Origin of the sequence: Selenomonas sputigena (genome assembly GCF_026015965.1) — a bacterium.
Classification (GTDB): domain Bacteria; phylum Bacillota; class Negativicutes; order Selenomonadales; family Selenomonadaceae; genus Selenomonas.
Map to the genome: position 1 here is coordinate 2,534,906 of NZ_CP110383.1, position 15,177 is coordinate 2,550,082.

General features: G+C 59.1%; 14 protein-coding genes. 11 read left to right on the forward strand and 3 right to left on the reverse strand.

From position 1 onward, the window contains the following. Positions 1-62 precede the first annotated feature (62 nt). From OL236_RS12045 to OL236_RS12095, 11 genes are all read left to right on the forward strand, one after another. A complete protein-coding gene (locus OL236_RS12045; protein WP_265070798.1) occupies positions 63-1,463 on the forward strand; it encodes an L-fucose/L-arabinose isomerase family protein in 1,401 nt (466 codons plus the stop codon). A 1-nt stretch (position 1,464) separates the two neighbouring features. Continuing rightward, positions 1,465-2,280, forward strand: coding sequence for a transketolase (locus OL236_RS12050; protein WP_265070799.1), 816 nt, complete (start codon positions 1,465-1,467; stop codon positions 2,278-2,280). Continuing rightward, entirely contained in the window at positions 2,277-3,203 is a 927-nt protein-coding gene (locus tag OL236_RS12055; protein ID WP_265070800.1) for a transketolase family protein, read from the forward strand. Before OL236_RS12050 ends, OL236_RS12055 begins: the two co-directional genes overlap by 4 nt. 1 nt (position 3,204) lies before the next feature. Further along, a complete protein-coding gene (locus OL236_RS12060; protein ID WP_265070801.1) occupies positions 3,205-4,692 on the forward strand; it encodes an FGGY-family carbohydrate kinase in 1,488 nt (495 codons plus the stop codon). Positions 4,693-4,775: 83 nt separating this feature from the next. Beyond that, positions 4,776-5,777 (forward strand): D-ribose ABC transporter substrate-binding protein, encoded by a 1,002-nt coding sequence (locus OL236_RS12065; protein ID WP_265070802.1) that lies wholly within the window; start codon positions 4,776-4,778, stop codon positions 5,775-5,777. 72 nt (positions 5,778-5,849) lie between these two features. Further along, positions 5,850-6,488, forward strand: a complete 639-nt coding sequence (locus OL236_RS12070) for a DUF2291 family protein (RefSeq protein WP_265070803.1) — start codon at positions 5,850-5,852, stop codon at positions 6,486-6,488. Between the two features lie 12 nt (positions 6,489-6,500). Beyond that, positions 6,501-8,072, forward strand: a complete 1,572-nt coding sequence (locus tag OL236_RS12075) for a sugar ABC transporter ATP-binding protein (protein WP_265070804.1) — start codon at positions 6,501-6,503, stop codon at positions 8,070-8,072. 28 nt (positions 8,073-8,100) lie between these two features. After that, the gene (locus OL236_RS12080; protein ID WP_265070805.1) at positions 8,101-9,153 is read left to right on the forward strand and encodes an ABC transporter permease; all 1,053 of its coding nucleotides are present in this window, start codon (positions 8,101-8,103) and stop codon (positions 9,151-9,153) included. A gap of 129 nt (positions 9,154-9,282) precedes the next feature. Continuing rightward, positions 9,283-10,305 (forward strand): LacI family DNA-binding transcriptional regulator, encoded by a 1,023-nt coding sequence (locus OL236_RS12085; RefSeq protein ID WP_265070806.1) that lies wholly within the window; start codon positions 9,283-9,285, stop codon positions 10,303-10,305. A 19-nt stretch (positions 10,306-10,324) separates the two neighbouring features. Further along, positions 10,325-11,251, forward strand: a complete 927-nt coding sequence (gene rbsK / locus OL236_RS12090) for a ribokinase (RefSeq protein ID WP_265070807.1) — start codon at positions 10,325-10,327, stop codon at positions 11,249-11,251. Between the two features lie 17 nt (positions 11,252-11,268). After that, a complete protein-coding gene (locus OL236_RS12095) occupies positions 11,269-11,715 on the forward strand; it encodes an RbsD/FucU family protein (RefSeq protein ID WP_265070808.1) in 447 nt (148 codons plus the stop codon). Positions 11,716-11,798: 83 nt separating this feature from the next. On the opposite strand, the gene OL236_RS12100 is transcribed toward OL236_RS12095, so the two are convergent. Genes OL236_RS12100 through allB form a run of 3 tightly spaced genes read right to left on the reverse strand, consistent with a single transcriptional unit; the run spans position 11,799 to position 15,174 of the window. Further along, on the reverse strand, positions 11,799-13,031 hold the full coding sequence (locus tag OL236_RS12100) for a Zn-dependent hydrolase (protein WP_265070809.1): 1,233 nt from the start codon (positions 13,029-13,031) through the stop codon (positions 11,799-11,801). Next, positions 13,028-13,720: an aspartate/glutamate racemase family protein gene (locus tag OL236_RS12105; protein WP_265070810.1), complete on the reverse strand. Its 693-nt coding sequence runs from the start codon at positions 13,718-13,720 to the stop codon at positions 13,028-13,030. Before OL236_RS12105 ends, OL236_RS12100 begins: the two co-directional genes overlap by 4 nt. 53 nt (positions 13,721-13,773) lie before the next feature. After that, on the reverse strand, positions 13,774-15,174 hold the full coding sequence (gene allB, locus OL236_RS12110) for an allantoinase AllB (protein ID WP_265070811.1): 1,401 nt from the start codon (positions 15,172-15,174) through the stop codon (positions 13,774-13,776). Positions 15,175-15,177: the final 3 nt, after the last annotated feature.

Consider the following 15,177-nt stretch of genomic DNA (forward strand, 5'->3'; position numbering starts at 1 on the left):
ATAAGAAACAGGATAGGGCGCTTCGGGCGTGCCGGTTTCCTGAGGCGAGCGGAGGGATTCTGATGGCAGAGATCAAGCTTGGCTTTGCGCCGACGCGGCGCAGCATTTTCAGCGCGCCGGATGCAGTGAAGTATCGGGGACTGACGAGAAAGCGTTTGGAGGAGCTAAGCGTTTCCTTCGTTGATATTGACGATATCAACGAGGAAGGGCTGCTCTATGATGAGAATGATCGGCTGAAAATTGTCGAAAAGTTCAAACGCGAGAAGATCGACGGGCTTTTTCTGCCGCACTGCAATTTTGGCACGGAGTATGAGTGTGCGCGGCTCGCGAAGGATATGGGCGTGCCCGTGCTGCTCTGGGGGCCGTTGGACGAGCGTCCCGACGAAAACGGCGTGCGGCTTCGCGACACGCAGTGCGGACTGTTCGCGACGGGCAAGGTGCTCAGGCGTTTTCGCGTGCCATTCACTTACATGACGAACTGTCGGCTCGAAGATCCCGTGTTTGAGCGCGGCGTGCGCGATTTCCTCGCGGTCTGCAATGTCGTCAGGACGTTCCGCCATATCCGCATCCTGCAGATCGGGCCGCGTCCCTTCGACTTCTGGTCGACGATGTGCAACGAGGGCGAGCTTTTGGAGCGTTTCAACGTGCAGCTCGCGCCGATTCCCCTGCCCGAGATGATTGCCGAGGTGAAGCGTGCTCTGGCGGAGAAGACGGAGGTCTCCGAGACCGTCGCCTACATCCGTGAGCGCATGATCGTCGACATCAAGGACGATGAGGTCGAGAAGGTCGCCGCGCTGAAGGTCGGAATGCGGCATCTGATTGACAAGTATCAGTGCAATGCAGGTGCGATTCAGTGTTGGAACGCGCTGCAGGACGAGCTGGGCATCATGCCGTGTGCGGCGAATGCACTCCTCAACGATGAGGGCGTGCCCGTTGTCTGTGAGACGGACATCCATGGCGCGATTACGGCGCTCATGGTGGAAGCCGCCGGCATGGGCGAGTGTCGTTCTTTCTTCGCCGATTGGACGATCCGTCATCCCGACATCGAGAACGGCGAGCTTTTGCAGCACTGCGGTCCGTGGCCCCTCTCGCTCGCACGCGAGAAGGCGCATCTGACGTATCCTCTCGCCTTCGACTTTCCAGGCAGTCTGACGGCGGAGGCGCGCCACGGCGATCTCACGCTCTGTCGCTTCGATGGAGACAACGGTGAGTATTCGCTGCTTTTGGGACGCGCCAAGGGCGTTGAAGGGCCGAAGGGAATGGGTACCTACCTTTGGGTCGAGGTGGAGAACATCAAGCGCCTGGAAGCGAAGATCGTCGAGGGCCCGTACATCCACCACTGCGTGGGCATTCATAAAGACGTCGTGCCCGTTCTTTACGAGGCATGCAAATATATCGGCGTAAAGCCTGATCTTTACGATCTGATCGAAGAGGAAGTCAAGGCGTATCTTAGGGGGGAATGACATGGATCTCAAGAAGAAAGCCATCGACATCCGCAAGGACGTCGTCAAGATGATCCATCATGCAGGAACAGGCCACATCGGCGGCGACCTCAGCGTGACGGACATTCTCGTGGCGCTTTACTACGAAGCGATGAACGTCGCGCCCGACAAGCTCGACGATCCGGAACGCGACCGCTTCGTCATGAGCAAGGGGCACTCCGTCGAGGCGCTCTACGCCGTGCTCGCTGATCGCGGCTTTTTCCCGAAGGAGGAGCTGGAAAGCTACTCCGCCTACGGTTCGAGGTTCATCGGACATCCGAACAACAAGATTCCGGGCATTGAGATGAATACTGGATCCTTGGGGCACGGCCTTTCCGTTGGCGTCGGTATGGCGCTCGCCGCGCGCATGGATGATCGCAGTTACCGCGTCTATGTCGTCTTGGGCGACGGCGAATGTGATGAGGGATCCGTCTGGGAGGCAGCGATGGCGGCGAGCCACTACAAACTCGACGGCCTGACGGCGTTCGTTGACCGCAACCGTCTGCAGATTTCCGGCTCGACGGAAGACGTCATGCATCAGGACAGCGCCGAGGAGCGCTGGGCCGCATTTGGCTGGAACGTGCTCTCGATTCCAGGCAACGATATCGAGGCGATCCTCGCCGCTGTCGAGCTTGCCAAGCGCACGAAGGGAAAACCGACTGCCATCATCGCCAACACGACGAAGGGCGCGGGAGTTTCCTTCATTGAGAACAAGGCGGGCTGGCATCACAAGGTGCCGTCGGATGCGGAGCTTGCCGAGGCGTTGAAGGAACTGGACGAAAGGAGGAGTCGGCTATGAGTGAGGCATGCAAGAAGGTCATCGCGGATTTCCTCATTGAGGCCTCGAAAAAGGACAGGAACATCGTCGTACTCTGCAGCGATTCGCGCGGTTCGGCAGCTCTCGGCCCCTATGCGGCGGAACGCAAGGAGCAGTTCATCGAGGTGGGCATCGCCGAGCAGAATCTCGTCGGCATCAGTGCGGGTCTTGCCGCTTGCGGCAAGCGTCCCTTCGCTGTGTCGCCCGCGTCGTTCTTGTCGACGCGCAGCATGGAACAGGCGAAGGTCGATGTCGCCTATTCGCACACGAACGTCAAGCTCGTCGGCATCTCGGGGGGCGTGAGCTACGGTGCGCTCGGCATGACGCATCACTCGGCGAATGATGTCGCGACGATGGGGTCGATCCCGGGGCTGCGCGTCTACTTGCCGAGCGATCAATACCTGACGCGTGCGCTCATGAAGGAGTTGGTTGCCGATACCGATCCTGCCTACATCCGCATCGGGCGTAACGCCGTCGAGGACATCTACGAAGGCGAGCTGACGGACTTCGCGCTGGGCAAGGCCGTGACGGTGACGGACGGTCGGGACTGCACGGTCATCGCTTGCGGTGAACTTGTCGCTGAGGCGAAGAAGGCGGCAGCATCGCTTGCGGCGTCGGACATCTTTGTGCGCGTGCTTGACATGTACAGCTTGAAGCCGCTCGATGAAGAAGCCGTGCTCACTGCCGCAAAGGAAACGAAGGCCATCGTGACCGTAGAGGAGCATGCGCGTCAAGGCGGACTCGGATCACTTGTCGCGCAGGTTCTCGCCGAGAAGCAGCCGGCGCGGCTCAAGTGCCTAACGCTGCCCGATGCGCCCGTCGTCACGGGCAAGTCCGCCGACATCTTCCGTCACTATGGACTCGATGCGGCGGGCATCGAAAAAGCCGTGCGGGAGCTTATCTGAGATGGCGGACTTCATTCTCGCCGTCGATCAGAGCACGCAGGGTACGAAGCTGCTCTTGCTGCGTTTTGACGGTTCCATTGCCGCGCGGCTCGACCGCGCACACGCGCAGATCGTCGATGAGCGCGGCTGGGTCGAGCACAATCCAGAAGAAATCTGGCAAAACCTCAAGACACTTGTCCGAGAAATGCTCGAAAAGGAGCATCTGACGGGCGAAGAAATCGCCGCCATCGGCATCAGCAACCAGCGTGAGACGGCGCTCGCCTGGAATCGCGCGACGGGCGCTCCCGTAGGGAACGCCATCGTCTGGCAGTGCGCACGCGGCCGCGCTATATGCGAGCGGCTGGCAAAGGATCATGCCGCGTATATCCAGCAGGTGACAGGCTTGCCGCTCTCGCCGTACTTCTCGGCGGCGAAGCTTGCGTGGCTTCTTGAAAACGTTGAGGAAGTGCACGAGCTGGCCAAGAGCGGTGACCTCGCGCTCGGCACGATGGACAGCTACATCATCCATCGCCTGACGGGCGGTGAAGTCTATGCGACGGACGCATCGAACGCCTCGCGAACGCAGCTCTTCGACATTGAAAAACTCGCGTGGTCGGCAAAGATCAGTGCCCTCTTCGGCATAGCCGCACGCGCCTTGCCTGAGGTGCGCGCATCGGATGCCTCATTCGGCATGACGGACGTCGATGGGATTCTCAAACGGAAGGTGCCGATCCACGCTTGTCTTGGCGACTCGCACGCCGCTCTCTTTGGGCAGGGATGCCTCTCGCCCGGACAGGCGAAGGCGACTTACGGCACGGGTTCTTCCGTCATGATGCAGACGGGCGCACGCCTCGTGCGAAGCCAAAAGGGGCTTGTGACCTCGCTCGCGTGGCTCATGGAGGGCGAGGCGCATTACGTCCTTGAAGGAAACATCAATTACACGGGCGCTGCTGTCACATGGCTGAAAGACAGCCTCGGACTCGTCGCGAGCGCCGCTGAGACGGAAGTGCTCGCGAGGTGCGCGAATCCTGCCGATGAGAGCGTCTTCGTGCCCGCTTTCACGGGACTCGGTGCGCCTTATTGGCAGAGTGAGGCGCGCGGCGTCTTCACGGGTCTTTCGCGCACGACGGGACGCGCCGAGATGGTGCGTGCTGTGCTCGACGCCATCGCCTTCCAGATTGCCGACATCGCATCTCTCATGCAGGAAGAAGCGGGCGAGTCGCTGCCCGTTCTTCGCGTTGACGGCGGCCCGACAAAGAACGCCTACCTCATGCAGATGCAAGCCGATCTCCTCGACTGCCCCGTGGAGGCGTCCGAAGCGGAAGAGCTTTCGGCGCTCGGCGCCGGCTTCGCTGCCGGAATCGCCGTCGGTTTTTATCATAAAGAAGAAATTTTCGCCCAAGTCAAACGCCGAGCCTTTTCCCCTGCGATGGAGGCAGAAAGGCGCGGGAAGCTGCTTGCCGGCTGGAAGAAGGCCGTCGCGCAGGTGCTTTGGGCGGCAACGCACTAAAGGGAAGAAACTGAGAAGGATGCTCCCGCCGATCCGTCTTCGAAAAGGCGCGGAGCACGAACAAGCAAGGGGAGGAAAAAGCAATGCAAAAGTTCAAGAAGATCCTGCTCACCGTCGCCTCACTGTGCCTCATGGCGGCGATGCTCGCCGGCTGCGGCGCACAGGACACGAAGTCCGCTTCGAATGCCAAGTCGGGCGAGCCTTTGAAGGGCGGCGGCTCGAAGATCATCTACATCATCACGCCGTCGCACTCCAACCCGTTCTTCAAAACGGAAGCGGAAGCCGCTTCCGCCAAGGCGAAGGCGCTCGGTTACGAGGTTAAGGCTGTGTCGCATGACGACGACGCAACGAAGCAGTCCGAACTCTTCGACAACGCGATCTCCGACAAGGCTGCCGCCATCATCTGCGACAATGCGGGCGCCGACGCTACGGTCGCCGCCGTGCAGAAGGCGCGTGATGCAGGCATTCCCACGTTCCTCATTGACCGCGAGATCAATTCGAGCGGCATCGCCATCAGCCAGATCGTCGCGAACAACTACCAGGGCGCGAAGGGGATCGCCGAGAAGTTCGTCGAGCAGATGGGCGAGAAGGGCGAGTATGCGGAACTCCTCGGCAAGGAATCCGACACGAACGCGGGCGTTCGCTCGGGCGCTTTCCATGAGGTTATCGACCAGTACCCCGACATGAAGATGGTCGCGCAGCAGACGGCGAACTGGGAACAGACGGAAGCGAACCAAAAGGTCGAGACGATCCTCCAGTCCAACCCGAACATCAAGGGCGTCATCTGCGGCAATGACACGATGGCCATGGGCGCGATTGCCGCGATCAAGAACGCAGGTCTTGCCGGCAAGATCGCCGTCATCGGTGTCGACGGCTCGGACGAGGCGGCTGCCGCCATTCGTGACGGCGCGATGACGGGCACGGCGCTCCAGCAGGCGGCGCTTATCGCTGAGATGGCGGTTGAGCAGGCGGACAAGTATCTCAAGAGCGGCTCGACGGGACTTGATGAGAAGCAGCTCGTCGACTGCGTCATCATTACGAAGGACAACGTCGCGAAGCTCAAGGCGTTCGTTTACAAGGAATAGCATCAGAAACAAGGGCAGAGAAGCGCCCCAGGGCACATGCCTTGGGGCGCTTTTGTCGGGAGGGAAAATGAGATGAAGAAAAAATGGATCGTGGTGCTCGCTCTCATCGTCGCCGCCTTTTCCTTCGGCGGCTGCGTTAAGGTGGTCGAGATCGGTCACGAAGGCGAGCTTACGGGAGAGAAAACGTTCAATGCCGCAGAAGACGTCGAGGCGATCTGGACGAGCAAGGCGGTGCCTGAACTCAAGGAAAATGCCGTTGATTTGAAGACGCTGCTCGCTGAAGCAGGCGGCGATCTCAAGGCGCCGGCAGCCAAGTACGGCCGCTATTCGATGGGGGACAAGGGTGAACTCAGCTACATCGTCAAGGGCGAGGGCACGGTTACGGAGGTGAATCGTGAGAAGAAGGCGGGATTCATGACGCTGAAGCTTGCGGGCTACGACGGCCCCATCGCCGTGCGACTGCAGATAGGCCCCGTTTACAAGGGTTCTGCCGTTCGTGACACTTTGAGCTTCATCAAGTACGAGGATTATAAGAATCAGGTCGACTGGGCGAAGGTGTCGCAGGCGATTCATGCGGCAGTCGACAAGGAAGTCATCGAAAAACTCGACATGCAGACGATTGTGGGCAAGAACATTTCTTTTACGGGCTGCTTTAGCGTCGCGGGCGACAAGGAGATTCTCGTGACTCCCGTCGAGATTGAAGTGAAGTGAGGAGGGAGCGAGATGGCAGCGGAAAAAGAGGCTATGGAGCGCATCCATACGGACGTCCCCGTCGTGCTTCATGCGGAAAAGGTTGACAAGATCTATCCGGGCACGAAGGCGCTCGACGGTGTTTCCTTCGACGTCTACAAGGGCAAGGTCAACGTGCTCATCGGCGAGAACGGTGCGGGAAAATCGACGCTGATGAAACTCATCGCGGGCATCGAGCAGCCGTCGGCAGGCGAGATGACGATGGGCGGCGAGAGCGTCCGCTTCCCTGATGTATCGGCGGCACGTGCGCACGGCATCGGCATCATCCATCAGGAGCTTTCCCTCTTTCCGAATCTCAGCGTGTATCAGAATATCTTCATGGCGCGAGAGATTACGAAGAGTAAGATCGGACTCGACAATGCAGCGCATGTGCGCCGCACGAAGGAAATCCTCGCGAAGCTTGAGCATCCCATCGACCCGCATGTGATCGTCGGCGACCTTCGCGTGGGACAGCAGCAGATGATCGAGATCGCACGCAACCTCATACAGGACGACCTCAAGATCCTCATCATGGATGAGCCGACTTCCTCGCTTTCGGCGCAGGAAGTGCAGGTTCTTTTCAAGATCATGCGCGAACTGACGGCGGAAGGCATCTCCATCGTCTACATCTCACACCGCCTCGAAGAGATCATGCAGATCGGCGACTTCGTGACGATCCTTCGAGACGGCAAGCTCGTTGCGAGCGCCGCCGTCGCTGACATCGATGTGCCGTGGATCGTCAAGAAGATGGTCGGCACGAAGAAGTCGTATCCGAAGCGCAAGGAAGGGATTGACTGGCAGAAGCGCAAGATCGTGCTCGAAGTCAAGGATCTCTCGCTGCCGAAGAAGGGTGGCGGCTGGCTTCTCGATCGCCTGAGCTTCGACCTCAAGGAGGGCGAGATTCTCGGCATCTACGGGCTCATGGGTGCAGGGCGCACGGAAATTTTCGAGTGCATCATGGGGCTGCACCCTGAGCATACGGGTGAGATCCGGCTCGCGGGCGAGAAGCTCGCGATTCGGAACGTTACGGAGCAGATCGCGCGCGGCTTCGCCATGGTGCCTGAAGACCGCCAGCGCGAAGGGCTTGTGCAGACGATGAACATCAAGAAGAACATCTCACTTTCGAGTCTCAAGAACTACGCCAAGGGCATTTTCCTCAGTGACAAAAAGGAGGATGCTGCCGTTGATGCCGAGATCAAAGACATCCATATCAAGGTCGCGGACAAGAGGCTGCCCATTCTCTCGCTCTCGGGCGGCAACCAGCAGAAGGTCGTCATCGGCAAGGGTCTCCTGACGAAGCCGAAGATTCTGCTGCTCGATGAGCCGAGCCGAGGCATCGATATCGGTGCGAAGACGGAGGTCTTCGAGATCATCAACCACTACGCCGACGAAGGGCTTTCCATCATCGTCATCTCCTCCGAGCTGGAAGAGATCGAAGCGATTGCCGACCGCATCGTTGTGCTGTCGAACGGCATCAAAACGGCACAATTCGTGCGCGAAGAAGTGACGCAGGACAAGCTCGTCCTCGCTTCCTACCAGGGGCATGCGACGGGCAGAGCATCTTGATATTATGAAAGAAAAGGGTGGGAGAATCATGAGCCTCAATCGTATCAATAACAACAACTCCTTGGCGATGACGCTTCTCAAGGGGCGCACGCTCATCGTGCTCGCCGTGCTCGTCGTCTTCTTCAGCCTTGCGACGCCGAACTTCCTCACGGCGAACACCATGCTGCTGCTCGCCAAGCACGTCGCACTCTACGGCATCCTTGCCATCGGCATGACCTACGTCATCATCACGGGCGGCATCGACCTCTCCGTTGGTGCTGTCGTGGGTCTCGCGGGCATGATCGCGGGCGGCATGATCCAGAACGGCGTCACGCTTCAGACCTTTGGAGTCACGCTCTATTTCGATGTGCCGCTCGTCGTCGCCATCACAGTTCTCGCGGGTGCGCTCATCGGCCTGCTGAACGGCACGGTCATCACACGCTTCGGCGTCGCCCCCTTCATCGCCACGCTCGGCACGATGTATATCGCGCGCGGCTTCGCCATGCTCCACTCGGGCGGTGCGACGTATTCGAGCATCCTTGGCAAGGCAGCGCTCGGCAACACGGGCTTCGACTTCTTTGGCAGCCGCATCGCGGGTGTGCCCGTCGGTGCGTTGATCCTTGCCGTCATCGCCGTCATTGCTGCCGCGCTCCTCATGAAGACGACGTTTGGCTGGCATATCTTCGCCATCGGCGGCAACAGCAAGGCGGCGAAACTCTCGGGCGTCAAGGTCAATAAGGTGACGATCCTTGTCTACGTATTCTCCGGTATCTGCGCCGCCATCGTCGGCATCATCACGGCCTCGCAGCTTGAAGCCTCGCATCCGGCCTCCGGCGAGACGTGGGAGATGAACGCCATCGCCGCCGCCGTTCTCGGCGGCACGAGCATGATGGGCGGCGTCGGCACGATCGGCGGCACGATCATCGGCGCATTCGTCATCGGTGTCATCTCCGACGGCATGGTCATGTGCGGCGTTTCCGAGTTTTGGCAGATGATCATCAAGGGACTCGTCATCATCCTCGCTGTCATCATCGACCAGTTCCAGCGCAACATGGAAGCGAAGATGGCACTGCAGGCGAGAAACGAGTCGAAGGAAGCATAAACCTGCGTGATACCCGCACGCATGAAAATATTTTCAAAAAATTTGCAGACGACGTCAAATCCTGTTAATATGATGAAAGAAATCAGGTGAAGATAGGAAAAATTAGGTTTGCAGCGAGGGGGACATGCCATGAAGGGCAGCGGAAAGAAGATCAGCATCAAGGAACTCAGCGAGCTTTCGGGTTTTTCTCCCGCTACCGTATCGAACGCCCTGAACAAGAAGCGCGGCGTCAATCCTGCGACAGCCGAGCAGATCGTGCGCCTCGCGCAGGAAAGAGGTTATATCACCGAAGAAAAGGTCAAGAGCATCCGCGTCGTGACATACCGTGACAGCGGCGAAGTCTTCTCCGATTCGCCATTCTTTTCTGTCCTTCTGGAGAGCGTCGAGAATGAGAGCCGCAAGTGCGGTTACGAGACGTCCATCATCAACCTCTATCGCCGTCATGCTGACTATGAAGAACGTGTCAAGGCTGTCCTCAACGATACGACCTCGGGCGTACTGCTCATCGGCACCGAGCTGACAGACGAGACGGCACGTCCCTTTCACGAGGCGGTGCTGCCCCTCGTGCTGCTCGACGCATGGATGCCGCATCTCGCCTTCAATGCCGTGCTCATGGATAATGAAGGGGGTGCGATGGCGGCGGTCGAGCACCTCATCGAGCATGGTCACAAGCGCATCGGCTACCTTTCGGGCGGCCTGCGCATCCAGAATTTCCAAGCGCGCGAGCGTGGCTTCCGCCGCGCGATGGAGGCGCATGGACTTGCCGTCGATGAGCACTTCTTCCTAGAAGTGCCGCCCTCGATTCAAGGCTCGCACGAGCGCCTGTTGCAGATTCTCGCTGAAAAGTGCGAGATGCCCACGGCGTTCTTTGCTGACAACGACATGATCGCCCTCGGCGCCATGCAGGCATTTCAGACGCATGGCTGGCGTCTGCCCGAGGACATCTCCATCGTCGGCTTCGACGACATCAGTTTCGGCGAAGTCTTTTCGCCAGGCCTCACAACCGTGCGCGTGCACAAGAAAGAGCTCGGTCGTCTCGCTGTCCGAAGGCTCATCGAACTGATCAAGAGGCCGCGCGCCGTAAAGACGCGCATCGAGATCGTCAACGACCTCGTCGTGCGGGGCAGCGTCGCCGCGCCACGAGAGAGGTAGAAGATAGGGGGAAATGTGCATGAAACTGGCAGTCATTGGTTCCAATATGGTGGATCTCTGCGCTTACATCCATCGCATGCCCGCGCCGGGAGAGACGCTGGAAGTGCCGGATTTCACCATCGGCTGTGGTGGTAAGGGCGCGAATCAAGCGGTTGCCGCCGCGCTCTGCGGTGCGGAGGTGACGATGGTATCGAAGGTCGGCAGCGACCTCTTCGCGGACAATACGATCGAGAATTTCAAGAAGTTTGGCATTGATGCGCGCTATGTCACGAAAGCGTCCGATGCGTCGAGCGGCATTGCGTCGATTTTCGTCGATGAGAGTGGCCAGAACAGGATCTTGATCGTCAAGGGAGCAAACGATTTGCTCGCACCGGCGGACATCGACGCGGCGGCAGAGGATCTCAAGGCGTGCGCCATGATCATCCTGCAGCTTGAGGCGCCGCTGGCAACCGTCTACCATTCCATCGATTTCGGCAGGAAGCATGGTGTTCCCGTTCTGCTCAATCCGGCGCCAGCGACAAAAGCGCTCGAGATCGCCAAGGTCTGCGCCTGCGATTTCTTCGTGCCGAATGAGACGGAGCTGGCTATCCTCACGGGTCTGCCTACGGAAACGATGGCGGACGTGGAAGCGGCGGCGAAGAGCCTCTTGGTGCGCGGGCTCAAGAACATCATCGTCACTCTTGGTGGGCGCGGTGCTCTGTGGATGACGCAGCGGGAAAAGCAGTACGTTGCGCCCTGCAAGGTCACTGCCGTCGATACTACGGGTGCGGGCGACGCCTTCATCGGCTGCTTTGCGAGCGAGTATGCGAAAGGCGGCGACGTGCTCGCCGCCATGAAGAAAGCGAGCGCGTTCGCTGCCTTGAGCGTCACGCGCAAGGGTACGCAGTTGTCGTATCCGACACAGGAAGAGTTGGCGATATTCCTGCAGAAAAAAGCTGCAGAATAAACGTGGGGGGAAGAATCATGTTGAAAGGAATACCAAAATGCATCAGTCCGGATCTCTTGAAGGCTCTTGCCGAAATGGGACATGGAGATCTCGTCGTTGTCGCCGATGACTTCTATCCGGCCGTGTCGATGGCGCGTGAGGGAATCACGGTCAACGCCGACGGCATCGGCGCTGCTGAGATGATTGACGGCATCCTGCAGCTCATGCCGCTCGATACAGAGTATGAGGAGCATCCCGTGCTCATCATGGATGTGATGGAAGAGATGCGCGAAAAGATCGGACGCCCCAAGGTTTGGGACGATTTCATTGCCGCCGTCGAGAAGCATGTGCCGCAGGGCAGGAAGAACATCGGCTTCATCGATCGCTTCAGTTTCTACGACAAGGCAAAGACGGCCTTCGTGACGATTTCTACGGGCGAGCGTCAGCCTTACGGCTGCGTGATCCTGCAGAAGGGCGTCATGTAGACGGTTGGGAGGAACGAAAAGAGGTCTGGTGCACATGATGTATGTGCACCAGACCTCTTTCATAGGAAGAGTTGAATTTGATTTTATACAGCGGCGGTCAGATGCCGCGCGGCGGCGGAAAGAAGCCTGACGCCTGCTGTAATCTGGCTGAGGCTTGCGTATTCCGCTGCACTGTGGCTGATGCCATCCTTACAGGGAATGAAGATCATGGCAGTCGGGGCATAGTCCGCCCAATGCATGGCGTCGTGTCCCGCACCGCTCGGCATCATGCGATGCGGCAGATGCAGGTCATCGGCGATCTTTGCGAGGCATTGGGTGAGGGCGGTGTCCATGTGTGCGGGAGTCTCCTTGCTGATGAGAGAGATTTCGCAGGAGATGCCGCGCCGAAGTGCGATTTCTTCGATGCGAGTGCGGATGATCTGCTCTACATTATCCCGAGCCTCTGAGGAAGTGCTGCGCAGGTCGATGCCGAGCCGCACTTTGCCCGGGATGACGTTCATGACGTTGGGGCGGACTTCGACGATGCCGACCGTGCCAACGACGGGCGTGTGCGTTGCCGCGCGGGCTTCCTGCTCGACGGCGAGGATGATTTCCGCCGCTGCACAAGAGGCGTCGGCTCTTAAATTCATCGGCGTCGCGCCGCTGTGATCGGCAGTGCCGTGCAGCAGGCAGGAAAAGCGTGACGGCGCGGCAATCCCTGTGACGATGCCGATGGAAAGGCGCTCATGCTCAAGGACTCTTCCCTGCTCGATATGAAGCTCAAGGAATGCCTTGAGCTTTTTTGTGTATCTGGCAGTTTCCAGTGCATCGGGCTGCAGACCGCGCGCCTTCAGCACATCATAGAGGGTATTGCCCTGATGGTCACGCAGACGAGAGATGTCCTCGCGGGAAATCCTGCCGCGCATGGCGCGGCTGCCGAGGGTGGCGGCAGAAAAGCGGCTCGATTCCTCACACATGAAGATGACGACTTCGAGCGGGTGAAGGGGGCGAAAGTCGTCGTCCTGCATGCTGCGCACCGTCTCGATGGCGCCGACGATGCCCAGCGTGCCGTCGTAATTGCCGCCGTTTGGCACGCTGTCGCCGTGCGAGCCGAGCATGACGGCGGGAAGACTGTCGTCGCGCCCTGCGAGATGCCCGATGACGTTGCCGAATGCGTCCTCATGCAGGGTGAGTCCCGCCTTTTCCATTTCCTGCATGAAATAGGCGCGTCCTTGCCAATCACTGTCCGTAAAAGCCAAGCGATTGATGCCGCCTCCCGGCGCAGTGATGGCAGCGAGCGCTGTGAAATCCGCTGCGAGGCGCTCCGGTTTGATCATGTGCGCTTGGCTGCGTGCTCACGCAGGCGTTCCTGCTGGTAGACCATGTACTCGATGCGGATGAGGGCTGAAGTGATGCCTTCGAGTACAGGCAGATGCGTCAGGCGGGAAACATCGTCAGCGAGAACGCCCATCGAGGGATCGCCGAGGACGAGCACGGTGGCGAGATGCTCCTTTTTCGCCTTTTCTGCAGCTTCTGAAACTGCTTCACGCAGATCGGCAAGCGGAGCGTTTTCTTCCATGACGGGCAGGAATGTGAGATTGTCGTGAAGGATGCCGTAGTGGCGCAGCGTTTCGCGATGCGTTTCGAGGTCGCGCAGCGAGCGGCTGAGGACGGCGATGCGATGTCCGTAGAGGGGAGCTGAGTAAACGGCAGCAGCGCCGCTCGAAACGACGGGCTTTCCTGTCAGCTCCTGCAGGGCGTCTGCGCCGAGTTCTGCCGTATGGGCGATGATGAAACCGTCGTAGACGTCCTTGAGGGAACGCACTTTCTCCATGAGCGCCATGGAAGCTTCCATGATCTCCAAGGGGGAGGAGACACGACGCGGCGCTTGATCGAGCGAGATTGCCGAGGTGTGCGTGTACTCTTCCGCGCTGCGTGCCGACAGCTTCGATGCTTGATCTGCTGCATGGAAGATCGTGTCGTTGAGTTCGGATTCGCTTGTAGGATTGATGACAAGAATATTCATAGAAATGATCCTTTCTCTATCTGTTTCGTACGCTTTGCTGCATGGTTTTGCATCTATACGGCTGCATGGCAGTGTGCCGGCTGTCCGCCGGGATCGCCGACAATCTCGTGATCCGCTGCGATGAGCCTCCCGCGCAGGTAGGTGCTGACGGGCCAGCCCGTGATGCTTCGACCGTCAAACGCTGTCAATGGCTGCTTGCTGTGGAGGTCTTCATTTCGGATGGGACGCGTTTTCTGCATGTCGACCAATACGAGATCGGCGTCGGAGCCGATGTCAAGCCTGCCCTTGCGCTCGATGCCGTAGATTTCCGCTGGCCTTTGAGAGAGCACGCGTGCGACAAAGGGCAAGGTGATCTTCCCGCGGCTGACGGCGTCGAGCATCAACGGCATCATGGTTTCCACACCGCACATGCCGGAGGGCATCTTGAAGAGGCTGCCGCGTTTTTCCTCGATGCGGTGCGGTGCATGATCGGAGGCAACGAAGTCGAGCGTGCCATCCAAGAGTCCTGCCCAAAGAGCCGCCTGATCGTCCTTGCTCTTGATGAGGGGATAGACCTTCATCATGGGGCCGACGGCGGGAAAGTCTTCTGCGGATAGGAAGAGGTAGTGCGGCGCCGTTTCCGCTGTGACGGAGACGCCATCAGCCTTTGCGCGGCGGACGAGTTCGACGCCGCGTCGCGATGTCATGTGCAGGATGTGCAGATGCGCGCCCGTATCCCGCGCCATGGAAATGGCCGTCGCGACGGTCAGCTCTTCCGCAAGTGATGGGCGTGTGGAAAGGAATGCCGCATAGTCGTCGTCTGCTGTCTTACTGGTAGCGAGTTCTTTCGTCAAGCGACGGATCAGTGCGGAATTTTCTGCATGGATGGCAAGGATCTGTCGATTCGCTGCGATTTGGCGGAAAATTGCGTAGACCTCTCCGTCGTCGAGCGGTGGAATCACATCCTCCTTCCCTTCCGTATAATTGTAGACGAGCGCGTGCGTCTTGGCGTCAATCGCGTATCCCCAGAAGAACTTGATCGCTGCAGCGCCGGCCTCTTTCATGGAGAGTAGCTTGTCGAGGTTGAGATCGCCGAGAGAGAGTCCCCAGATGCCATAGTCTACATAAGCTTTATCGTGAAAATAGGCGATTTTCTTTCGCACATCGACGCCGTCCAGCACGGCGGGGTTTGTGTTCGGCATATCGAAAACCGTCGTTATGCCGCCGACTGCCGCCGCGCGTGTGCCGTGGGCGAAGTCTTCCTTTTCCGTCGCACCGGGATCGCGAAAATGACAGTGCGTATCGATGCCGCCGGGCAGCACGTAGAGTCCCGAGGCGTCGTGCGTTTCCTGCGCATTTGCATCGCTTTCGCCCAGGGCGGCGATGCGCCCGTCTTTCACATAGATGTTTTGCTTTCGGAGTTCCTGTCGGACGGGGTCGACGACCCAGCCGCCCTTGATGGCAAGATCGAACATCTG